Raw genomic sequence first — 22,465 nt, 5'->3', positions numbered from 1 at the left:
CCTAGGCGTTGCCCATCAATTCCGCAGCGCGCTCTAAACGAATTCTTGCCAGTCCTTCCTGACTTTGCGCTCGCCGCAGCAGTTCTTCGTGGACTTGAGGATACCACGCACTTTCGGAAGCCAAAGCAGGATATTGCGTCAGTGCCTTGTTTCGTTCTTTCAGTGCATTGCCGATCCAGTACCAACCCGTCTTCGGAGAGTCCAGCCACGCATCCACGAACGCTGCCGGATCCACGTAAGCAAAGATGGGAAGGTCCACGTATTCCAAAGTCGCGTTTCGGCTATGGCAAACCGTATCGAAGAACTTTTGTCCATCCGCTTTGACGACTTCCAGCAACGCTGGAACTCTGCCAGGGAGAGTGTCGGCTAGAGCCTCCGTGCGAGCCTTGACGAGGTACTCGAAAACACCCTGGAAATCCGCTCGATAGGAATCAGCGACCCAATACGTCACGCCGCCGGATGCTTCCTTGAACTCGTCGACCCACATCGAGCCGGCCTTTCGCGGCGGCAGCCGCTTTGCTGTAACTAGATCATCGATGTAGTCCTTGGCGGCATCGGCGATCTCCTTAGAAGTGATGTCAAGGACACCACGAGATGCAATCATCATCTTCAGAGCAACAATGTGCAGGAACTCACCGGAGTCTGTCACCTGACGCTTCTCGAACTGCTCGTTCATTCGTGCAAGTGCGGGATCGCTGTATTCATCATCGAGCTTGTCAAAGCTGCCGACAATTTGCCAAGGCGGCGCAGCCTTTTTCTCGAGAAAATAGGCGCTGTTGTTCAATGACGTTCGGATGTGCTCAACCGTGAAGCGTCCATCAAATAGCATTTCTGCCAACACGTCATCGCTCAGTAATGTGCTTCCGATGTCGATAGAGGCGTATCTGTCGGCAGCCTCGTTTAGTCGAGGTTGCGGGGGTCCCGCCGCTTTCGCGCGCGCCGCATCCATTCGATACGAAAATATCTTTTCCTTTCTCCTATAGAGGTCTTCGCGCTTTAGCTTGTTCGTTCTTGCTTCGATCGCCAGAGCTGAAAAAAGGCGGACCAGTTCAACCATCGCCATGTGATTCTCAAAATGTCGATCCTCTAGAGCATCGGCGAGACGACCGACATCCTCAACGACATGACGGAGTATTCGCAGAGAAGCCGTTCCTGATTCCCTGAACGTGAACAGCACCTCTAGCCGATGCGCGCCAAGCTTGTCCGGCTTCAGTGGATCCTTGAACAGGTCAACGAATTCCGCGAAGGCCGCATCGACATTTGGTTCCACGTGGAGGGTTTGACCGAAAACCTTCTCCTTGGCATCCGCGAAGGTCTCGACTACCTTACGATCGTGCGCGATGACGATCACTCTGCAGCCGTGATGTTCAACGTATCGATTGATCATTCCGAGCAGTACCGGGTTGTCCACGGTGCACCGCTCAAGGTCGTCCAGGATGAGTGCGCGTGAACTATCGACCTCATTCTTGATGAATTGGCCAGTCAGAAGGCTCGCTAGCCCTCCGGTCCCTAGAGATCCAAGAACCGGGATGCCTACAGACGTGCTGTCCATTTTCTCGGCAAAGCGCCTCACCGCCGAAGCCTTAGGGAACATCTTAGTAAAAATCTCTGCTTCAATCTCGCCGGACGTGTTGAGGCCGAAGAGACTGATGTAGTGGGCATGCGTATCAGGAAGGGCGCGCCGGACCTGATGGGTTTTGCCCGCTCCCCATTCGCCGGCCACCAGGACGGCATACCCCGGTCTTAACCGTCCGACGTAGTAGGCAAGATACTTTTCGAGGTGGCTTTGCGGCTCGATCGCGAGAGAGGTTACAGGAGCAGAATCCTCGGGGCTGACAGTGTTTGACTTTACAGGGGCATTGCTCCGAAAAGGGTTTCTCATCGCGTCGCTAGCCTCCCGTTCTTCAACCAGTGGTACTCGATAGCAAAGACTTCGCTTCTCCTGCAAATCTGGCTCCGGTCAACCCATAATCCGCAGCGCAATTTCGAGCGGCGTGTATACGGCGGCTTTTGGTTACTCCCTACCTCATCGCTGACTTTTCGCTGCCAGTTCCAAGATGCCAATCCGCTTATGTCTGCTTCTCCCCCCCGCTGATCCAAAGCCGGTCGGTCCGCTACCCACCCCAATTCCGACATCGGGCGCTGCCGCAGCAAACGGCAGATTCTGGCACGAAGCGGGCTGCGACGCAGTTGTACTGAAAATGCCCAGAATACGGTCGTTTTCCGCACATCGGTCGCCCTTTCCACCTACCGCCCGTCCGCAATCCCCCGCCCGTCCTGCCCGGGCTTGTCCCGGGCATCCACGACTTGCTTGGGCGGTCGTGAGGAAGACGTGGATGGCCGGGACGAGCCCGGCCATGACGGCGGTGGGGCTATTGTGGTCGTTTCCCGCGAAGGCTTGGGGCGTCGCTCGGCGGCCGTGATCGCGCGGGTGCGCTGGGGGTCGTGTGATCCGGCTCTCAGGTGGATCGACATCGGGCCGGGCACGAGGCCGGTGGTCGTTTCTCGTTCTTCTGTCATTGCCGGGCTTGACCCGGCAATCCAGACTTCCTTCCGCGTATCGCGGAAAGTCTGACAGGTCGCTCATTCAGTCGAGCCGGCTCGCATCACGTTCTCTCTTGCGTCGGTACCGCGTCACGCCAAAAGACTGGATTGCCGGGTCAAGCCCGGCAATGACAGAAGGGGGAGGCGGGACTCGACGTGAGTCGCGGATGTCGATCGTCCTGGACCTGACTTCCTTTCCGCGCCTGTCAGCCGCAGCGCCTCAGGATTTCGTCGACGACTTCGGTGATCGGTTTGGTCGCGTCGATGGGGATCGCGTTTTCGGGGAGGTTTTCCCGGGTCTGGTGCTGGTGGAGGATCAGGGCGCGTTCGGCGGGTTCCGAGCCCCATTCGCCGGGCCTGCCGTCGAGGCGGCGGTTCAGGGTTGCGAGGTCGATTTCGAGGACGAAGACGGCGTCGAAGAGGGTGATGAAGTTTTTGGTGTTGCGTGCGCCGCCGCAGAAGAAGGTGGCGGCGTGGGTCTGGTCGGCGGCGAGGGCTCGGACGCGGCCTTCATCCCAGATGTGGTGGCGGGAGATGAAATCCGGGTCGCCGCCATGCTGCGCAAGCACGCGCAGGTCCAGCCTTGCGCTGGTGACGGGATCGCCCTGATAGGCCAATGTCCGGTCGCCATGCACGGCGTGATGGCCGCGCCGCCCCAGTTCGGTGGCGACGGCAGTCTTGCCGCTGCCGGAGCCGCCTTCGATGAGATAATTCCTGACGCCCATTGTCGTCTCGTTGTTGGGGCCGATAGTGGCGTCGTTCGGGGTCGTTGTCCCGCCATGGCGACGCTGTCACGGCCGGGCTCGCGCGCCTGGCCTGACATCGGGATGGTCGTGGCGTTCAGCGGGCTGCGGCGCCCGAGGCTCGTTGAGCCGCTGTCAGCGCTGGCGGATTTCGAGGCGGTCGACGGTCAGCGTTCCGACCGAGAGCGTGTCGATGCGCGCCTTGCGGATGCGCAGGCGGCCGATGGCGAGGGCACCGACGGCAACGGCGCCGATGGCCAGCGCGCCAATCGCCAGCGCACCGATCGCGGCCGACCCGGTCGCCGATGCGCCGAGCGCTGAAGCCCCGGTCGCCGATACGCCTGTCGCCTTCGCGCCGGTCGCGCGGACAGGGAAGATGCGTTTCATCGGGGTCATGGCGTCCCTTTCTGCGGTTGGTCGCGTCAGGAGGGGCAGTCTACTCCAGAATCGGCCGGCGCCCGCAGTGCGCCATCGGCCCTGGTCCGTGCGCGGTCGCCGCGCCTCAGCCGAGCCCGATGCGGCTGAGCACCGCGCGCTGCAACTGGCTGCCGTGGTCGGCGATCGTCTCGATGACGGCGAAATGGTGCAGGCCGGCGACCTCTTCCGAAACGGCGGTGTTGCCGGCGGCGGCGAGCGCTTCGGCAAAACTCTGCTGCTGGCGCTTGAACTCGTCGGATTCGGCGCCGCCGACGACGAGGGTGAGCGGCGGCATCGCCGGGCGGATGGCGTGGAGCGGGCTGTTGCGGTGGGCCATCGCGGCGTCGAGGCCGACGGTCTCGTTCAAATAGCAGAGGCGGATCGGCTCGAGATCATAGAGACCGGAGATGGCGATGCCGCCGGCGACGATCCCGGCCGGCAATTCAGCATCGAAGGCGGGCCAGTCGGTCGCGGCGGCGATGGCGGTCAAATGGCCGCCGGCGGAATGGCCCGACAGGAAGAGGCGGTCCTGATCGCCGGGAATATTGGTGCCGGCATTCTTCCAGACAAAGGCGACGGCGCTGCGCACCTGGCGCACGATCTCATCCATGTCACGGTCCGGCGTCAGCGCATAATTGATGACGACGAGCGTCGCGCCGGCATCGACCACGCCCTCGGCGACGAAGCGGAAATCTGCCTTGTCCTTCCAGATCCAGTAGCCGCCATGGATATAGATGAGAACAGGCGCATCCGGGTCCTTAGCCGGGAAAACATCGAGTTTTTCCGTCGGCGCGGGGCCATAGGGAATGTCGAGCATGACTGGCCGGGTCTCGGCGCTGGCATCGCTGCGGGCGCGCCAGCGATCGAAGATCGCATAGCTGTCGTCGGCGACGAGCCGCTCATATTGCTTGTCGAGGCCGTCCTGATCGTAATCGCGATAGACGAGGGTCATGCGCTGCTCCGCTCGAGGCCGAAGGACTGATGCGTGGCGTGCCAGGCCATCAGATGATCGAAGGCGGCGTCGAGATCATGGCTGCCGGTCGGGCCGAACTCCTCGGCGAAGCGCTGCCAGGATAGAATGCCGCCGTCATGATCGCCATAGAGGTTGATCTCGGTCGCCTCGCCGGGCGCGCCGCCGATCTGGTAGCGAAAGGCCGGGAAGCGGCCGGCGAGCCGTTCGCACCAGTCGCCGATCGACCAGGTGAAGGGCGTGCCGAGATTGTAGATCGCGTGGCGATGGGACGGGGCGGTCAGCAGCGTGATCAGCGATGCCGCGGCGTCGCGCGAAAAATGCCAGTTGCTGCGGCCGGGGCGGGGGAGAAAGGCGGGAAGACCGGCGAGGGCGAGGCCGTTCGCCTGGAAGACGGGGTTCATCGTGTCGCGGATGCCGGTGCGATATTCCCAGGGGCCGAACACGCCGGCGAGGCGGCCGGCGACCCAGTCGAGGCCGGTGGCCTTGCCGATCTTGTCGAGGATCATCTCGCCGGTCCATTTCGAGAGGGCGTAGAGATTGCCGGGATCCTTCGGCCAGTCCTCGTCGAGCATCGCGTAATCCGGCGTGCCGCCGCCGAAGATCGCATTGGACGAGACGAACACGAACCGCTCGACGCCATGCGCGGCGCTGGCGGCGGCGACAGCAGCAAGGCCAGCCATGTTGACGCCGACGACGAGGCCGCTCTCGGTCCGCTCGCGCGCGACATTCGAGGTGATCGCGGCGGCATGCAGCACGCGCGTCACCTGCTGCTCGGCCAGGATGCGGCGGATGCCGTCCTGATGGCGAATATCCGCGCAGATATTGGTGAGCCGCCCCGGCAGTTCCGAAAAGGTGAAGGCGGCGATCGGCGGCAGCGGCCGGTCGGCGAGTGCCACCACCTGTTCGCCCGCTCGCAGCAGTTGCTCGACGATGTTGAGGCCGACGAAGCCGCTCGCGCCCGTGACCAGAATGCTCATGCTTCGACGTCCTTCCGTGCCGAGGCCTGGCCGTTGCGGCCATGGTCCCCCAGCGCTGCGAGGGCAACGCTCCGCGCCGCCTCGATATGGGTGGTGCTCAGTCGCGCTGCCGCCGCGCCGTCTCCGGCCTTCAGCGCCGCGAGGATGGCTTTCAGTTCGCGCAGGCTCTCTTGCGGCCGTCCCGGTCGCGACATCGAGCGCGAGCGGAGAAACGAGATGCGGCCATGCAGCGAATGCAGGATCTGGCCGAGCACGACATTGTCGGCGGCCTCGAAGATCGTCTCGTAGAAGAGCGTGTTGCTGGTGCGCTGCGCCTCGCGGTCGTCGCCGGCGGCGGCGCTTTCGATCGCCGCCATGGCGAGATCGAGCCGGCGGGCGATCTCGGGCGTCATCGCCTCGGCGCAAAGCTGGCAGGCGCGCGCTTCGAGAAGCACGCGCATATCGTAGAGATCGCCGATCTCCTTGAGGCTCATCGAGGCAACGACGAAGCCGTTGCGGCGGTTGCTCTCGATCAGACGTTCGGCTTCGAGTTCGCGCACGACCTCGCGCGCGATTGTCCGGCTGACGCCGGCCCGCTCGCAGATCTGTCGCTCGGTCAGCCGGGCGCCGGGCGGCAACTCGCCGTCGTGGATCGCCGCGCGGATGGCTGCGGAAACCTGCTGGCGCACGGAGAGCAGGGAAAGGCCGCCATTCATCATGTCAGCCCGTCGATGCCGGTGATCTCGGCCGCGTCGAGCCCGCCGAGGCGCTGGTTCAGCCGTCCGCGATTGGCGAAGCAGCAGATGATCGCGACCTCGTCCGGCAACGGCGCGTCCGGCAGATGCACGGTCATGCCGTCATAATGCGAGCGGACATAGAGCGCGTCCTTGTGCGCCAGCGGAATGTCGATCGTCGCGCCCGGTGCCGCCCGCTTGGAAAAGGACGAGATCCAGGCCGCGCCGCCGCCGATCGTGCTGCGCAGCGCGTCGCCGAACGGCGTGGTGATCAGCGCGATGCCATGTTCCTGCTCGCCTCCAAGGCCGATCACGGCGCCCTTGCCATAGCTCTCGACGCTGAAAGGCGCCATCGCGGCAAGTCCGGCCGTGGCCATCGACCGGCCAAGCGCGGCGCTCGCTGCGATGAACGCATCGAGCGGGCCGACCGGGCTTCCGGCATAGGGATTGTGGATGACGGCGACCACGGCGACCTTGCGCAGCGGCCGATCATTCTCGATGCCCTGCTCGGCGGATGTCGTTTCGGCGATCAGGAACTGCCGGCGGATGCGCAGGCCCGGTGCTGCAACGAGGCTCATCGTGCCACCGCCATCGCCTGGCGCTTCGCGGCCGTGGCTGCATCGTCGAGGGTCATGCGCTCGTCGATGACGACGCCATAGGCGCGCTCGGCATAGGCGCGGGTGCAGAAGCCGTCGAGGACATCGTCCAGCACCTGACGCGCCGGCCGCTCCAGCGGATTGCCGAAGCCGCCGCCGCAGGGCGAATAGAAAGCCATGGTATCGCCGGGCTTCATCACGACGCCCGAGATCTTGGCATGCTGCGCCTCGGTCGTGCCCTCCCGATCGGCATGATTGAAGATGTCGACGCGGCCAGGCGCCCCTTCATGGCCGCCGAAGAGGCCCCAGGGCGCGTCCGTGTGCCGCTCGGCCTCATGCGTCATCCAGCCCCCCTCAAGCAGGCGCTGTTCCTTGACGACGCCGATGCCGCCGCGGAACCTGCCGGCGCCGCATTCGACATCGTCGCGCAGTTCGTAGCGGTCGCAGATCATCGGCAGATGCATGCCGAGATCCTCGATCGGATTGTTGCGGGTATTGGCCATGAGATTGTCGATCGAATCCGGTCCGTCGGAGCGTGGGCGGCCGCCATAGGCACCCTCATTGACCTCGATGAACACCCAGTAGTCGCCGCTCTGGCGGAGACCAGAATAGGCGACGAAGGAGAGCGAGGCCGAGGAACCGGCGATCGAAGTTTCAGGCAGCACCGGCGACAGCGCGCGAATGATGCAGTCGATCATGCGGTTGCACTGGGAAAAGCGCGCGGAGGCGGCGGTCGGGAAGATCGGGTTGAAGATCGTGCCCTTCGGCGCCGTCACCTTGATCGGCCGGAACGAACCCTCATTGGCCGGCACGGGCACGGCCGACGTCGCCGCATCGAGCAGCAGGCTGCGGAAGGCGACATAGCAGGCGACCTTGGTCGAGCCTTCGAATGGCACATTGAAGGCCGTCGGAACCTGCGGCGAGGAGCCGGTCAGGTCGACTTCGGCCTCGTCGCCGCGGATGCGCACGCAGACCTTGATCGGCAGGCGGACATTGCGGTTGCGGCCGTCATCGTCGAGCCAGCTTTCGGCGTAGTAGTCGCCGTCCGGGATTTCGGCGATCTTCTTGCGCAGCATGCGCTCGGTATAGTTCATCAGCTCGGCCGAGGCCGCTTCCACCGTCTCGGCGCCATAGGTGGCGTAGAGTTCCTGGAAGCGACGGGCGCCAAGCTCCGCCGAGGCGATCTGCGCGCCGAGATCATCCTGCAACTGCTTGCCGACGCGGCTGTTGTTGCGGAGATAGTTCCACACCGTCTCGTTGCGGACGCCGCCTTCGACAAGCTTGACCGCCTTCAGCAGCATGCCTTCGCCAAAGATGTCCTGGATGTCGACGATGAGGCCGGGCGTCGCCGAGCCGATATCGACATGGTGCGCCGTATTGGCGGCAAAGCCGACATGGCGTCCCTCGAAGAACACCGGCACCACGACCGCGATGTCGGGCGAGTGGCTGGCGCCGAAATAGGGATGGTTGTGAATGACGACGTCGCCCTCGCGCCAGGGCGTCGTCATCGAGGCGTCGATGCCGCGCAGATAGCCGGGGATCGAGCCGATATGCAGCGGCGTGTTGTCGCTTTCGCAGAGCGTCGCGAAATCACGGTTGAAGAGGCCGGCGCCGAGATCCTCGCTTTCCCGGATGATCGAGGAAAATGACATCCGGTAGAGGACGTAGGCCATTTCCTTGGCGATGGTGTGCAATGCGCCGCCGATGACCTGGAGCGTGACGGGATCGATGCTCATGCTGCCGCTCCGATATCCGCAGACGATTGGCGGGCGATGTGGATGTTGCCGGACCGGTGGACGCGGGCGGTGAAGCCCGGCGGTACCAGCGTGGTCGAGTTGTGCTGCTGGATGATGGCCGGGCCCTGGACGATATGGCCGGCGGCGAGCTTGTCGCGGTCATAGCGCGGCGTTTCCACCGTCTTGCCGTCGTCGAAGGTTGTCGGGCGCACATAGAGAAGCGCATGCGACAGGTCGGCGGATGCCGCCTCCGGCAGTTCGGGCCAGGTCAGCGGCGGCACTTCGGCAAAGCCGATGACGCGCAACGTGACGATCTCGATCACTGCATCGTCGAACCGATAGCCATAATCGCGCTCGTGGACGGCGTGGAACGCGTCGGCGATGGCCGTGGCGGTCTCTGGCGAGATCGGGCCATCGGGAAGGGGCGTGCGCAGCTCGAAGCCCTGGCCCTGATAGCGGCATTCGGCGACGCGCTCGAACTTGCGCGCCTCGACTGCGATGCCATCGGCGGCTAGACGCTCGGCGGCGAGGGCCGCCAGTTCGTCCAGCGTCTGATTGGCGGCCTCGAACGGTCCGGCTGCCGGACCTGAAATGAGGGTCGGCGTCGAACGCGTGAACTCATAGGCAAGGCGTGTCGCCAGCAGCCCCATCGCGGCGGTGATGCCAGGTGCCGGCGGGACGACGACGTCCTTCGCCGATACGGCCTCGGCGAGCGCCACGCCATGCAGGGGGCCGGCGCCGCCGAAGGGCATCAGCGAGAAGCGGCGCGGATCGAAGCCGCGCGCCACGGAATTCGAACGGATGGCGAGCGCCATATTGGCGTTGACGATGGTGACGATGCCAAGGGCGGCCTCGATCAGCGTCATGCCGAACGGCTCGGCGATATGCTCGCGCACCGCCTTTTCGGCAAGCGTCGGATCGATGGCCATGTCGCCGCCGAGGAAGCGCTCGGGATCGAGACGGCCGAGCACGACATGGGCGTCGGTGACGGTCGGCTCGGTGCCGCCCTTGCCGTAGCAGGCCGGTCCCGGCGAGGCACCCGCCGAGCGGGGGCCCACGCGGAAGGCGCCGCCTTCGTCGCGGAAGGCGATCGAACCGCCGCCAGCGCCGATCGTATCGAGGTCAAGCATCGGCGCCAGCACCGGATGCTCGCCGACAACCGTGTCACGCGGGTTCATGATGCGGATATTGCCGTCGGCGATGACGCCGATATCGGCCGAGGTGCCGCCGATGTCGATCGTGATGACATTGTCGACATCCGACATCGCGCCGGCCCAGCGGCCTCCGATGACGCCGCCCGCCGGACCCGACATCAGGATCGTCACCGGGCGTTCCGAGCAGGTGGCCACCGTCCCGATGCCGCCATTCGACTGCATGATGCGCAGTTCCGCATCGACGCCTTCGCTGGCGAGGCGCTTTTCGAGATTGCGCAGATAGCGCGCGGTGCGCGGCCCGACATAAGCGTTCATCGCCGTGGTCGAGAAGCGCTCGAACTCGCGGATGACATTGGCGACTTCCGACGAGGCCGAGATGAACGCCTCGGGCATTTCCTCGCGCAGAACGTCAAGCGCGGCGCGTTCATGCGCATCGTTCAGGAAGGAGAACAAGAAGCAGACGATGACCGCCTCGCAGCCGCGCGCCTTCAGCTCGCGGGCGGCGGCACGGACTTCGTCCAGATCGATCGGCGTCTCGATGCGCCCGTCAGGCGGCATGATCCGCTCGGTGATCGACATGCGGTTGCGGCGCTTGACCAGCGGGCTCGATTGCCACGGCACGTCGAAATGCAGCGAGAAATTGTGCGGGCGCTTGTGGCGGGCGATGTGCAGCAGGTCGCGAAAGCCGCGCGTCGTCAGCATGCCGACTTCGGCGCCGTTCTTCTCGATCGTGATGTTGGTGGCAACCGTCGTGCCATGCACGACGCGGCGCACGGCCTTCGGGTCGAGGCCAGCGATGCGGCAGATCGCTAGAATGCCGTCGACGACGCCGATCGACTGGTCGGCAGGCGTTGAGGGCACCTTGTGCACGAAGACGCGGCGGCCGCCGGGGCCGTCGTCATCGCGTTCCAGGACGAGGTCAGTAAAGGTGCCGCCGACATCGACGCCGATCGAAGCCATCAGCGTGCTCCCGCCTGAAGGCCGCCCAGATAGGCGAGGACGCCATCGAGCGGTTCGACATCACCAAATTTCGCGTCGATATCGAAGAGATTCCATTCGACAGCGCCGGCGATGCGGTCGCCGACGCATTCGCGCACGACGATCGGCCGGAAGCCGGCCCAGAGCCCATCCTCGCAGGAGAGGCGCACGCAGGACGAGAGCGTGACGCCGGTGAGGATCACGGTGTCGACGCCGAGGCTGGTGAGGTAGCCGGCGAGGTCCGTGCCCTGGAAGGCGCTGGCGCGCTTCTTGACGATCAGCAGTTCGTCCTCGCGCCGCTCCAGACGCTCGTCGATCTCGCAAAGCGGGCTGCCCGCCTTCAGATGCTCGAGCGGGATCTTCTTGCCCCAGAGGCCGGTATCGGCAAACGGCCCCTCGACGATGTCATAGGCGCAGGTCGTGTAGACGATCGGAATGCCCAGTGCGCGGCCGGCGGCGATCAGCTTCTGCGTCGCGGGGATGATCACCTCCATGCCGTCGCAGGCGAAGGCGCTGCCCTTCGTCGTCCAGGCCTTGGCGAGATCGACATTCACGATCGCCGGACGCGATCCATAGCCAAGGCGGCGCATGAATCCGCGGCTTTTGTAGAAGGCCGCATATTCGCGGAACGCGGTCTGCAATGCCTGTTCGAAGTCCTGCTGCATCGAAATTCCTCATGCTCGGTTCTTCATCATTGGCATATTGTATGACATAGTCAACGCCTGTTCGCACTGCAGCATCCGGAGATGGCGCATTGGACAGGCGCCCCGGCTGCGCTAGGGTCCGGACTGCATGAGTGAGGGCGCGGGCGGCATGACGGACGGGGTTGAACTGACGAGGATGATCAGGGCCGGGCAGGGTCTCGAGCCGGCCGACCTCGTTATCCGCGACGTGCGCATGCTTGATGTCGTCACGGGTGCGATCACCGAAACCGACATTGCGATCGTGGCGGACCGGATCGTCGGCACGCATGGCCGTTATCAGGGAAAGAGCGAAATCGACGGGCGCGGACGTTTCTGCGTTCCGGGCTTCATCGACACGCATCTCCATGTCGAATCCTCGCTGGTCACGCCGCTGGAGTTCGATCGCTGCGTGCTGCCGCATGGCGTCACCACCGCGATCTGCGATCCGCACGAGATCGCCAATGTGCTCGGCGCCGCCGGTATCCGCTATTTTCTCGATTGCGCCGAGCAGACCGCGATGGATCTTCGCGTCAATCTCTCGTCCTGCGTCCCCGCGACGGCGTTCGAGACAGCGGGCGCGGAATTGCTCATCGGCGATCTGCTGCCCTTTGCAGGGCATCCGAAGGTCATCGGCCTCGCCGAATTCATGAATTTCCCCGGCGTGCTCGCTGCGGCGCCCGATGTCATCGCCAAGCTGGTCGCTTTCCAGGGCAAGCATATCGACGGTCATGCGCCGCTTTTGCGCGGCATGGCGCTGAACGGCTATCTCGCTGCCGGCATCCGCACCGATCATGAGGCGACGACGGCGGCCGAGGCGCGCGAGAAGCTCGCCAAGGGCATGGTTGTGCTGATCCGCGAGGGATCGGTGTCGAAGGATCTCGCGGCGCTTGCCGAGGTGCTCGACGAGAACTCCTCGGCCTTCATGGCGCTCTGCACAGACGACCGCAATCCGCTCGATATTGCCGAGGAAGGCCATCTCGACGGCTTGATCCGCATGCTGATCGCGCGCGGGCGGCCGCTGCATCATGTCTATCGCGCGGCGAGCTGGTCGGCGGCCCGTGCCTTCGGCCTCAAGGATCGCGGGCTCGTGGCGCCCGGCTGGCGCGCCGATCTCGTGCTGGTCGATGATCTCGAAGCTTGCACCGTCTCCGATGTGATCAGCGCCGGCCGCCTCGTCGACGAGGCATTGTTCGAAGCGCGCGGCAGCGTTTCGCCGGTCGGCTATGGCTCGGTCAAGGCCCCCGAGGTGACGGCTGCGAGCTTCGCCATCTCGGGGCGGCGCGGCAATCAGGAAAGACCGGTGATCGGCGTCACGGCCGGGCTGATCATCACGCGGCACGAGCGGGCGATCCTCCCCGTCGAGGACGGCAAGTCGGTGCCGGACCTCGCCCGTGACATCGTCAAGGTCGCGGTGGTTGAGCGGCACGGCAGGAACGGCAATATCGGCCGCGGCTTCGTCACCGGCTTCGGGCTGAAGCGCGGCGCGATCGCCTCGTCGGTCGGCCATGACAGCCACAACATCACGGTCATCGGCGCAGACGACGCCGACATGGCGGTGGCCGTCAACCGGCTGCGCAAGACCGGCGGCGGTTTCGTCGTGGCGGCCGAGGGACGCGTCATTGCCGAGCTGACGCTGCCGATCGCCGGTTTGATGTCGGACCTTCCCTTCGATGAAGTGCGTGGCGAGCTGCATCACCTGCGCGAGGCGGCCTATGGACTTGGCTGCACGCTGCCCGAGCCGTTCCTGCAGATCGCATTCCTGCCGCTGCCGGTCATTCCGCATCTCAAGATCACCGATCGCGGCATGTTCGACGTCGATCGCTTCGAACTCATCCCTGACGAGGATCCTGCCTGACTATGGCGCGCATCCATTGCCTCTCGACTGCCGACATGGATCGCGTGTTCGAGGTCGACCATCTGCCTGTCCATGACGAGAAGATGTTCGCGACCGCCTTCCATGAAGGCGTGGGCGGGCAGGGCGTGTTCGTCGCCCGCGCATTGGCGGCGCTCGGCGCCCCCGTCACCTATCACGGCACAGTCGGCGACGATCCGACCGGCGCCGCGCTGGTGGCCGAGTTGTCCGCCATTTCCGGTCTTTCCGTCGAGATCACGCGCCTTGCCGGCGTCGCGACGGGAAGCTGCGCCATTATCGTCGATCGCACCGGCGAGAAGGCGCTCGTGCTGGCGCCGGCGGCGCCCGAACTCGGAGGCCGCCTCGGCGAGGGGCTCACCGTCGAGCCCGGTGATATCGTGACGCTCAACTTCTTCGATCCGCCGCAGATGGCGCGTGTGCTGGCGCGGGCGCGGGCCGACGGCGCCACCACGATCGTCGATATCGAGGCGACGGGCATCAGCGTGTTCGGCTGGGACGCGGCCTTGGCCACCATGGCGGCGGCCGATATCGTCTGCTCCAACCAGACGACGCTCGACGCATGGTCGGCGCGCGAGGCGGTCACGGGCCCGTTGCTCGACCGGGCTGAACGCTTCGCCCGCGCGATCGCCGTCTCGGGGCAGCGCATCTGCGTCACGCTCGGGGCAGCAGGCGTATGGGTATTCGACGGCGCGGCGACGGAGCATATCCCCGCATTGCCCGTGAAGCCGCTCAACACGACGGGCGCCGGCGACACTTTCCTCGCCGGCCTCGCTTTCGGCCTTCACCGCGGCGACAGCCTTTTTGCCGCCGCCCGGATCGCGACCCGTGTCGCGGCCGATTTTCTCGGCTTCGGCAGGATCGACCGCGACCGGCTCGGCCTCTGACCCCCTCTGCTCAAGGAGCATCACTGCGTGACCGCCTCGCTCAATCTTGCCGAACGGATCGAACTCGTGCTGGCGGCTGCCTGTCTCGGCGATGCGCTTGGCGCGCCGCCGGAGGCGATGCATCCGGCCGAAATTCTCAAGGTGTTTGGCGGCCGCATCACTTCTTTCGTGCCGGCGCCGCCGATGGCGCCCTTTTCGAACGGCGCGGTGCCGGGCTCGCTCACCGACGATGCGACGCAGCTTCTCGCCATGGCGCAGGCGATCATCGAAGCGGGCGGCCATCCGACGATCGAGCATGCCGCCAAGGCGCTGATCGCCTGGGCCGATGATCCGCGCGGCTTCGGCAAATTTGCCGGCCCCTCGACGCAGGCGGCCATCGACCGGATGCGTGCCGGCGAGGACCCGCGCGTCGTCGCGACGCCCGCGCGCTACTCCGTCGCCATGGGCACGACCAACGGCGCCGCGATGCGGGCTCCAGTCGCCGGCTGCATCAGACCGGGTGATATCGAAGGGGCGGTGGATGTTGCTGCAACGCTCTCGGCGCCGACCCACAACACGCAGATCGCTTATGCCGGCGCGGGCGCCGTTGCCGCCGTCGTGGCGATCGGCCTTTCCGGCGGCGTGTCGCGGACCGGGAAGGCATTCTCGCTCGCCGAGGCGGCCTTCGCTGGCGCCGAGGCCGGCGACCGGCTCGCCGCGACGCGCGGCCGGCTTGCGGCGGGACCGAGCGTGATCAAGCGGATGGAACTCGCGATCGCCATCGGCGAGCGTTATCGCGGCGACGCCGAGGCCTGCATGAGCGAACTCGGCGCGGTGATCGGCGCGGGCCTGCCGATGGCCGAGGCGGTCCCTGCGGCCGTCGGACTTGCCGTCACGGTCGGACCGGATCCTTTCGCGGCGATCGTCGCTGCTGCCAACGAGGGGGCCGACAGCGATACGGTCGCGCTCATCGCCGGCTCGATGGTCGCCGCCTGGTCGAACAGCCTCAAGGCGCCTGATGACATGATGGCGACGCTCGAACTGGTCAACGGCATCGATCTCGGCGCCATCGCTGCGGATCTGGCGGCCGTCGCCCCGCGCTGAGCTTTTGAAGCGCTGTCATTGCCGGGCTTGACCCGGCAATCCAGACTTACGGCCGCGATATGAGACTGGATCGTCGGGTCAAGCCCGGCGATGACAGTTTCGCTGCGACGCGGCCGCAAGCAAACGACCTGTCGGAGACTATTGCTCGACGGAGCTGCCGCCCTCTTCTTCTTCCAGCGTCACGGCGACATCGGCATTGGCCGAGAGGCGGACCGTGCCGTTTTCGACATCGGCGACGAGGCCGAGCGGAATGAAATGATGATGGCCGCGATGATGGCCTTCGCCGCTGTCGTTCTTGACCAGCTTGATGCGGTCGCCTTCGATCTTGTCGACGGTTCCGACATGGACGCCATCGGCGCCGATGATGTCGGCATGTTCCTGGATCTGCGTGGCAATGGCCATGGTTGTTTGCTCCTGTTGAGGACCTTTCAACGTGGCAGACCCGGGAAGGATGCAGAGCCGAATGCGGGGCGGCGGCCGACCCGGCCGCCGCCGGTTTTCATCTCAAGACCTATTGCGGGATTTCGACGTGGCCGCCGAAGCCGAAGCGCATCGCCGAGAGAAGACGGTCGGCATAAGTGTGCTCCTCGCGCGAGCGGAAGCGGGCGAAGAGGGCGGTGGCGAGAACCGGGATCGGAACCGCTTCCTCGATGGCGGCCTGAACGGTCCAGCGGCCTTCGCCGCTATCGGCGACGGAGCCGGAATATTTGACGAGCTCGGCGTCGCTGGCGAGCGCCAGTGCCGTCAGGTCGAGCAGCCAGGACGAGATGACCGAACCACGGCGCCAGACTTCGGCGATGTCGGTCATGTCGAGGTCGTAACGCTCCTCGGGCGGCAGATGATCGGAGTTCTTCATCTTCAGCACGTCGAAGCCTTCGGCGTAGGCCTGCATCATGCCGTATTCGATGCCGTTATGGACCATCTTGACGAAATGGCCAGCGCCGGCGGGGCCGGCATGGATATAGCCGTGCTCGGCGCGATCGTCGGTCTTGGTACGGCCAGCGGTGCGCTCGATGGTGCCGAGGCCCGGCGCGAGCGTCGCGAAGATCGGATCGAGGCGCATCACCTCGGTGGCGTCGCCGCCGATCATCATGCAATAGCCGCGCTCGAGGCCCCAGACGCCGCCGGACGTGCCGACATCGATATAGTTGAGACCCTTCTCGGCCAGCGCCTTGGCGCGGCGGATATCGTCCTTGTAGAAGCTGTTACCGCCGTCGATCAGCGTATCGCCCGGCTCGAGCAGGGCGGCGAGGGCGGTGATCGTGTCCTCGGTCGGCGCGCCGGCCGGAAGCATCACCCAGATCGCACGCGGCTTGGCGAGCTTGGCGACCATGTCCTCGAGGCTCGATGCCCCGGTGGCGCCGGCAGAAACGGAGGCCTTGATGGCGTCGGCGCTCCGATCATAGACGACGGTGGTGTGGCTGTTGTCCATCAGGCGCTTGGCGATATTGCCGCCCATCCGGCCCAGTCCAATGATCCCAAGCTGCATGTCTGTTTCCTCTCAAGTCATCGATGATCGACGTGGTAGCGAACAGGAGTAGAGCAAAAATCTTGACGGGGTGTGACGACTTTGTCGTCGCCATGCTAGCAAGCGACCCGCGACGTGGGGCTCCGGGGAAGCGGCATGCTGACAAGTTTCGACTATATCTCGCTGCTTTTCGTGCTGGCGGCCGGAATCGGCCTGATCAACGAGCGGTTCGGTCGCCTGCCGCGGGTGATCGCGCTGCTGATCGGATCGCTCATCGTCTCGTTCGTCATGATCGCCGCCTCCTGGATGATGCCGCATGTCCATGTCGCCGCGCGGACCAGCGCCCGTCTCGCCAATGCCGACCTCTCCTATGTCCTGCTTGATGGCGTGCTGGCGCTGTTGCTGTTCGCCACCAGCCTGACGACCGATGCCGCCGGCCTCCGGAGGCGGGCGAAGCCGATCTTCCTGCTCGTGACCTTCGGCGTCGTCATCGCCATGGTGGTGTTCGCCTTTGGCATCCAGGCTGTTCTGGCTTTTGCGGGCCTTTCGGTGCCGCTCGCCTGGTGTCTGGTGCTCGGTGCCATCCTTGCGCCGACCGACGCGGTCGCGGTCGAGCAACTGCTCGCCAAGGTGAAGATGCCGACAGAGATCCGCGATCTCATCACAGGCGAAAGCCTCTTCAACGATGGCGCCGCGGTTGTGCTCTATCTTGCGGCGCTGGCGACGACGACGGGAGACGAATCCGTTGTCGGCCATGGCCGCCTGGTGATGACGTTTCTCGTCGATGGCGGCGGCGGCGCGCTGCTCGGCTTTGCCACCGGGCTCGTCGCGCGTTTCGCCATGCAGCACATCCGCGAGCAGCATCTCGTCATCACGGTTTCACTGGCGCTGGTCTTCGCGACCTACCGCATCGCGGCGCTGCTCGAATTGTCCGGCCCGATCGCCGTGGTGGTGGCAGGGCTGACGCTCTGCCATTTCCAGGCCAAGCGCGATCTCGACGCGATCTGGCGGCGGCGGATCCACGATTTCTGGTCGATGGTCGACGAGATCGTCAACACGCTGCTGTTCATGCTGATGGGCTTCGAAATCCTCGAGATTCCCATCGGCGCAGCCGGAATATGGCCGGTCCTCGCCGCGGTTCCGCTCGCCTTGCTGGCGCGCTTCGTAAGCGTCGCGGTGCCGCTTGCCTTTGGTCGCCGACCGGTTGGTGACACGGCCCGTGCTGTGGGTGTCCTGACCTGGACCGGCCTTCGCGGCGGCATCTCGATCGCGCTCGTGCTGGCCTTGCCAGACAGCCCGTATCGGGAGACGCTGACCGCCATCTGCTATGCGGTCGTGATCTTCTCCGTCATCGTGCAGGGATTGACGACGCCGGCCGTCGTACGGCGCCTGCTGCGGACCGAGGACTGAAGCGGGCCGCAGGACGAAGACCCTGGGGAGGGAACAAGGATGCAGAAGCTGATCGTGATGCAGTCGCTCTGGGCGATGGAGCGGCGGCAGACCGACGGGCTCGAGCGTTCGCTCGAGAAGAGCGTCGAGATGATCATCGAGGCGCGCTATGACGGCGTTTCGACGGATTGGCGCGACCGGGCGCGATCAAAGCGGATCGCCGCGATGCTGAAGTCGCACGGCATGGTCGCCGAGGGGCAATGCTTCCCGCAGACGGTCGATGATCTGAAGCCGGTGCTCGAAATCGCGAGCGAGACCGGCCTGCATCATCTCGATATCCAGCCGGATGTTCGCCCGCGCACGATCGCGGAATGCGTGCCGCTGATCGAGGGCTGGATGCGGCTTGCCGAGCAGGTCGACTTTCCTGTTTATATCGAGACGCATCGCGACCGGATGACCACGGATCTCTATTTCGTGCTCGATCTTCTCGACCGCTTTCCCGATTTGAAGCTCCTGGCCGATCTCTCGCATTTCCTGGTCGGGCGCGAATTTGCCGATCCGGTCAGCGATGAAAACCACGCCTATATCCACCGTGTGCTTGACAGTTCCTTCGCGTTGCACGGACGGGTGGCCAGCCGCGAGCAGGTCCAGATCGAGATATCCTTCCCCCATCACCGCAAGTGGCTCGATCTCTTCCTCGGCTGGTGGGACTACGGCATGCGCTCCTGGCGCCGCCGTTCGGCCGATGACGCGGAACTATCCTTTGTCTGCGAGCTTGGACCCCAGCCCTATGCGATCGCCGGGCCGGACGGGAATGATCTTTCCGACCGCTGGAGCGACGCGTTGATGATGCGGGAAGAGGTGACGGCGCTTTGGAGCAGGATCATACGCGAGGCCGGCTGAGCAGCACGTTTCATCGGCATTCCGCGATAGGGGCGCGATGCTTGCACCCTTTCCCCGGCTATCGTTATCTTAACTGTCGAATCACGGATGCGGGGGAGGGAACGCTTCAGTGGTGAAGAGCATGCGCCTGTCTGTTCTGGTTCTCGTCAGTGCCGTCCTGGCGCTCGCTCAGCCTCTCGCAGCCATGGCCGGTCAGGTTCCGCCGCCGGAGGCCGGCTTGTCCGAGGCGAAACCATTGCAGGTGTCGACCGCGCCGCGCGCCGTCCCGGTCAAGAAGCGCGCGCCGAAATCCAGCCAGCCGGTGGTTCCGACCCGAGCCGCGAGCGTCTATCTCATCCGCGGTTTTCTCGGCATCTTCTCGCTCGGCATGGATCGCCTCAACGACAGCCTCAAGGCGCAGGGCGTGAAGACGCGCATCCTCGGCCACACTGGCTGGCCGGGTGTCGTCGCCGACATCAAGGCCGAGGCGGACCTGCATCCGGACAAGCGTGCACCGATCGTCATCATCGGTCATTCGCTCGGCGGCAATGCCGCGCTGCAGGCATCCTATGTGCTCGGCCAGCAGGGCGTGCCGGTCGATCTCGTCGTTACGGTCGACCCGACCTCGTCGCGGCCGATCTCCGACAAGGTCAAGCGCTACCTCAACATCTACATGGCCAATGACGGGCTCGGCGCCGCGCTGGCTGCCAAGGGCTCCGGCGTCGACAACGACAATATCCGCGACAATCCGCAGCTCAACCGGCCGGGCGTCAATCACTTCACGATGGACGAAAACCCGATCGTGCAGCAGCAGATCATGACGGCCGTGCTGAAGACGCTCGGTCGCAAGCCGGCGGCAAGAAAGTCGCCGGCCAGTAAGTCGCCGCCCAGCAAGTCTTCGGCAAAATGACGAAGCGCCGTCCTCCGGCTTCGCTGGTCCCCTCCAGCCCCGGCGGTTTCGAGGGCGACTGGCCGCGCCGCGTCGTCGTGACGGGCGCCGGCGGGCATCTCGGCGGGTGGATCGTTTCGATCCTCGCCTCGGGCGGCGTCGATGTGACGGCGACGGCAGGCCCCGGCGAGGAGCCGCAACGCCTCGCGGCGGAGCTCGCTGCAGCGGGTGTCGATCCGGCGCGTCTCCGGATCGTTGCCTGCGATCTCCTGGACAAGCCCTGCTGGGCCGAGATCATGGCTGGCCAGGACGCGCTCATTCATGTCGCGGCGCCGATGCCGCATGTGCTGACCGAGGATGCGGCGCCGCTTGTCGCCTGTGCCCGCGAGGGTTCGCGCCGGGTGGTCGAGGCCGCTGCGGCGGCCGGCATTCGCCGCATGGTGATGACGTCGTCGATCATGGCTTCGCTCTATGGTGCCGATCGCCCGGACGCACGCGTCGTCACCGAGGCGGACTGGTCGACGCCTGGCCGGGCGCCGATGACCATCTATGCCGAGGCCAAGACGGTCGCCGAGCGCACTGTCTGGGATGTCGCGGCGGAGCGGGGCCTGCAGACGACCGTGATCAATCCCGGCATCATCTTCGGCCCGGGCCTCACCTCGTCGATCTCGCCCTCGCTCAACATCTTCCGCGAGATCCTGCTCGGCCGCGCGATCGTGGCGCCGCGCATCCTGCTGCCGCTTGTTGATGTGCGTGACGTCGCCTGGCTGCATGTCGCCGCGCTGCTCTCGGACGCCGCGATCGGCGAGCGCATCTTTGCCGTCGCTGACCAGCTGTGGCTCACCGATCTCATTGATCGGATCCGCGCCAGCGGTTTCGAGCGGTTGCCGGTGCCACGGCCCATCGATGATGAACGCGCGCGGCGTCTCGCCGACAGTTTCTCGATCCTCAGCTATCTGCGTTTCGATATCGGCGAGGAGCGCTGGATTGCCCGCGGCAAGGCCGAGGCGCTGCTGCAGCTGCGCTGGCGGCCCGTTGCGACCACGATTTCCGAGACGATCCATTTCCTCGCAGCGAGGACCGACCTTCGCCACGCGGCCTGATCAGGCCGCGAGCGCCTCGGCGAGTTCCTTTCGCAGCGCCTTCTCGAAATCATAGACGTCGATCTCGATGGCATGGCGCGGCGTGCGCTCGAAGTGCCAATGGGGATGCTCTGTCTCATGGCGAATGCGGCGTTCGAGATCGGGCGGTCGCGCCAGCTTGCCCGTCGCCTGCAACGCCACGATGCGCGCCTGTAATTCGGCGAGCGGCCAGATGCAGCCGATCGGCTGGAAGAGGCCGACGAAATCGAGCGTCGGGAAGTTGGCCGGCATCATCTTCAGATAAAGCGGCACCTCGAGCGCCTCGGCAAAATCGAACAGGTCGTTGTCGAAGAATGGGAAGCAGGTTCGATAGCCGGTTGCGAAGATCACCGTGTCGAAGGCTTCGAGGCTGCCATCGGCAAAGCGGACATTCGGCCCCTCGAAGCTGGTGACGCCCGGCCTTGCCGCGATCGTCCCGTGGCGCAGCCGATCGAGCAGTTCGGAGTTTAGAGTCGGGTGCATTTCCAGCACGCGCCGCTCAGGCTCCGGCAGCCCGTAGCGCTTGTAGGGACCGATGATCAGCTTCAGCATCAGCGCGAGAAGCCGCTGGCGGGGCCATTTGGGCAGATGGCGCAGACGGCGGTAGGCGACATCGACGGGCATGCCGAGCACGATCTTCGGCACGATGTGATAGCCGCGGCGGAAGCTGATCGCGGTGTGGCTGGCGGCCCGCGAAAGGGCGACGGCGATATCGCAGGCGGAATTGCCGCCGCCGACAACCAGCACCCGCTGATCGCGAAAGGGCTCGGCGCGGCGATAATCATGCGCATGCATCGTTCGGCCGTCGAAACGGCCGGGATAGTCGGGGATGAGCGGGTCCCAGTGATGGCCTGAACAGACGACGAGACGGTCGAAAATGTCCTCGCTGCGGCCATCGGGACCTTCCAGCGTCAAGCGCCAGCGATCGCCGGGAAGGGCCGCCGCATGGATGACGCGGGTGTTGAAGCGGATGAAGCGCGCGAGGTCGAAGCGCGCGGCATAGGCCTCGAAATAGGCCAGCATCTGTCGGTGCGAGGGGAAATCCGGATAGTCCGCCGGCATCGGAAAATCGGAATATTGCGACAGCCGCTTCGAGGAGATGATGTGCGTCGTCTCATAGACGCTGGCATGGCCCGTCGTGTCGCGGAACACCCAGTTGCCGCCGAGCTCCGGCTGGGCCTCGAAGCAGGTGATGTCCGTCAGCCCGGCATCGGCCAGCGTCTTGAGGGTCGCAAGGCCCGAGGGACCAGCGCCGATGACGGCGATTCTCGGCATGGCAGTGCTCCCTCCCAAGATGCTCCCTCCCAAGATGCTCCCTCCCAAGAGCGACGTGCGTGCTGAGGGCTTCGCGTGTCTCCCGGC

At 65.2% G+C, this 22,465-nt stretch carries 20 protein-coding genes; 7 read left to right on the top strand and 13 right to left on the bottom strand.

The genetic code is table 11. The annotated features are described in order from the left end of the window. Position 1 precedes the first annotated feature (1 nt). From LB518_RS20835 to LB518_RS20790, 10 genes are all read right to left on the bottom strand, one after another. Positions 2-1,948 (bottom strand): P-loop NTPase fold protein, encoded by a 1,947-nt coding sequence (locus LB518_RS20835; protein ID WP_224579736.1) that lies wholly within the window; start codon positions 1,946-1,948, stop codon positions 2-4. Between the two features lie 802 nt (positions 1,949-2,750). Further along, complete coding sequence (locus LB518_RS20830) at positions 2,751-3,269, bottom strand: nucleoside/nucleotide kinase family protein (RefSeq protein ID WP_224579735.1); 519 nt, start codon at positions 3,267-3,269, stop codon at positions 2,751-2,753. A gap of 153 nt (positions 3,270-3,422) precedes the next feature. Beyond that, a complete protein-coding gene (locus LB518_RS20825) occupies positions 3,423-3,683 on the bottom strand; it encodes a hypothetical protein (RefSeq protein ID WP_224579734.1) in 261 nt (86 codons plus the stop codon). Positions 3,684-3,789: 106 nt separating this feature from the next. Continuing rightward, positions 3,790-4,656 (bottom strand): alpha/beta hydrolase, encoded by an 867-nt coding sequence (locus LB518_RS20820; RefSeq protein WP_224579733.1) that lies wholly within the window; start codon positions 4,654-4,656, stop codon positions 3,790-3,792. Continuing rightward, complete coding sequence (locus LB518_RS20815; protein ID WP_224579732.1) at positions 4,653-5,654, bottom strand: NAD-dependent epimerase/dehydratase family protein; 1,002 nt, start codon at positions 5,652-5,654, stop codon at positions 4,653-4,655. The genes LB518_RS20820 and LB518_RS20815 overlap by 4 nt, the downstream gene beginning before the upstream one ends. Further along, positions 5,651-6,352, bottom strand: a complete 702-nt coding sequence (locus LB518_RS20810) for a GntR family transcriptional regulator (RefSeq protein ID WP_224579731.1) — start codon at positions 6,350-6,352, stop codon at positions 5,651-5,653. The genes LB518_RS20815 and LB518_RS20810 overlap by 4 nt, the downstream gene beginning before the upstream one ends. Then, positions 6,349-6,945, bottom strand: coding sequence for an amino acid synthesis family protein (locus tag LB518_RS20805; protein WP_224579730.1), 597 nt, complete (start codon positions 6,943-6,945; stop codon positions 6,349-6,351). Before LB518_RS20805 ends, LB518_RS20810 begins: the two co-directional genes overlap by 4 nt. Next, positions 6,942-8,699, bottom strand: a complete 1,758-nt coding sequence (locus LB518_RS20800) for a hydantoinase B/oxoprolinase family protein (protein WP_224579729.1) — start codon at positions 8,697-8,699, stop codon at positions 6,942-6,944. Before LB518_RS20800 ends, LB518_RS20805 begins: the two co-directional genes overlap by 4 nt. Next, positions 8,696-10,813, bottom strand: a complete 2,118-nt coding sequence (locus LB518_RS20795) for a hydantoinase/oxoprolinase family protein (protein WP_224579728.1) — start codon at positions 10,811-10,813, stop codon at positions 8,696-8,698. The genes LB518_RS20800 and LB518_RS20795 overlap by 4 nt, the downstream gene beginning before the upstream one ends. Continuing rightward, the gene (locus tag LB518_RS20790; protein WP_224579727.1) at positions 10,813-11,496 is read right to left on the bottom strand and encodes an isochorismatase family protein; all 684 of its coding nucleotides are present in this window, start codon (positions 11,494-11,496) and stop codon (positions 10,813-10,815) included. The genes LB518_RS20795 and LB518_RS20790 overlap by 1 nt, the downstream gene beginning before the upstream one ends. 127 nt (positions 11,497-11,623) lie before the next feature. Here LB518_RS20790 and ade point away from each other — a divergent pair, with 127 nt between their 5' ends. Genes ade through LB518_RS20775 form a run of 3 tightly spaced genes read left to right on the top strand, consistent with a single transcriptional unit; the run spans position 11,624 to position 15,354 of the window. Then, positions 11,624-13,369: an adenine deaminase gene (gene ade, locus LB518_RS20785; protein ID WP_502845860.1), complete on the top strand. Its 1,746-nt coding sequence runs from the start codon at positions 11,624-11,626 to the stop codon at positions 13,367-13,369. 2 nt (positions 13,370-13,371) lie between these two features. Further along, entirely contained in the window at positions 13,372-14,271 is a 900-nt protein-coding gene (locus LB518_RS20780) for a carbohydrate kinase family protein (protein ID WP_224579726.1), read from the top strand. Positions 14,272-14,298: 27 nt separating this feature from the next. After that, the gene (locus tag LB518_RS20775) at positions 14,299-15,354 is read left to right on the top strand and encodes an ADP-ribosylglycohydrolase family protein (RefSeq protein WP_224579725.1); all 1,056 of its coding nucleotides are present in this window, start codon (positions 14,299-14,301) and stop codon (positions 15,352-15,354) included. A gap of 138 nt (positions 15,355-15,492) precedes the next feature. On the opposite strand, the gene LB518_RS20770 is transcribed toward LB518_RS20775, so the two are convergent. Together LB518_RS20770 and gnd are read right to left on the bottom strand one after the other, a co-directional pair. Then, positions 15,493-15,756: a DUF2171 domain-containing protein gene (locus LB518_RS20770; RefSeq protein WP_224579724.1), complete on the bottom strand. Its 264-nt coding sequence runs from the start codon at positions 15,754-15,756 to the stop codon at positions 15,493-15,495. A gap of 109 nt (positions 15,757-15,865) precedes the next feature. Further along, positions 15,866-16,843, bottom strand: a complete 978-nt coding sequence (gene gnd / locus LB518_RS20765; protein ID WP_224579723.1) for a phosphogluconate dehydrogenase (NAD(+)-dependent, decarboxylating) — start codon at positions 16,841-16,843, stop codon at positions 15,866-15,868. 135 nt (positions 16,844-16,978) lie between these two features. Between gnd and LB518_RS20760 the strand changes: the two genes are divergently transcribed. The 4 genes from LB518_RS20760 (at position 16,979) to LB518_RS20745 (ending at position 21,085) form a co-directional block, all read left to right on the top strand. Further along, complete coding sequence (locus LB518_RS20760) at positions 16,979-18,232, top strand: cation:proton antiporter (protein ID WP_224579722.1); 1,254 nt, start codon at positions 16,979-16,981, stop codon at positions 18,230-18,232. Positions 18,233-18,271: 39 nt separating this feature from the next. Next, positions 18,272-19,114, top strand: coding sequence for a sugar phosphate isomerase/epimerase family protein (locus LB518_RS20755; protein WP_224579721.1), 843 nt, complete (start codon positions 18,272-18,274; stop codon positions 19,112-19,114). Positions 19,115-19,235: 121 nt separating this feature from the next. Further along, entirely contained in the window at positions 19,236-20,003 is a 768-nt protein-coding gene (locus LB518_RS20750; protein WP_224579720.1) for an alpha/beta fold hydrolase, read from the top strand. Continuing rightward, the gene (locus tag LB518_RS20745; protein WP_224579719.1) at positions 20,000-21,085 is read left to right on the top strand and encodes an NAD-dependent epimerase/dehydratase family protein; all 1,086 of its coding nucleotides are present in this window, start codon (positions 20,000-20,002) and stop codon (positions 21,083-21,085) included. Before LB518_RS20750 ends, LB518_RS20745 begins: the two co-directional genes overlap by 4 nt. On the opposite strand, the gene LB518_RS20740 is transcribed toward LB518_RS20745, so the two are convergent. Continuing rightward, entirely contained in the window at positions 21,086-22,378 is a 1,293-nt protein-coding gene (locus LB518_RS20740; RefSeq protein ID WP_224579718.1) for a flavin-containing monooxygenase, read from the bottom strand. Between the last annotated feature and the right edge of the window lie 87 nt (positions 22,379-22,465).

The organism is Mesorhizobium sp. BR1-1-16, from assembly GCF_020165495.1.
GTDB lineage: Bacteria > Pseudomonadota > Alphaproteobacteria > Rhizobiales > Kaistiaceae > Kaistia.
The sequence above is the reverse complement of the archived record's forward strand: the minus strand, read 5'-3'. Positions and strand labels throughout refer to the sequence as shown.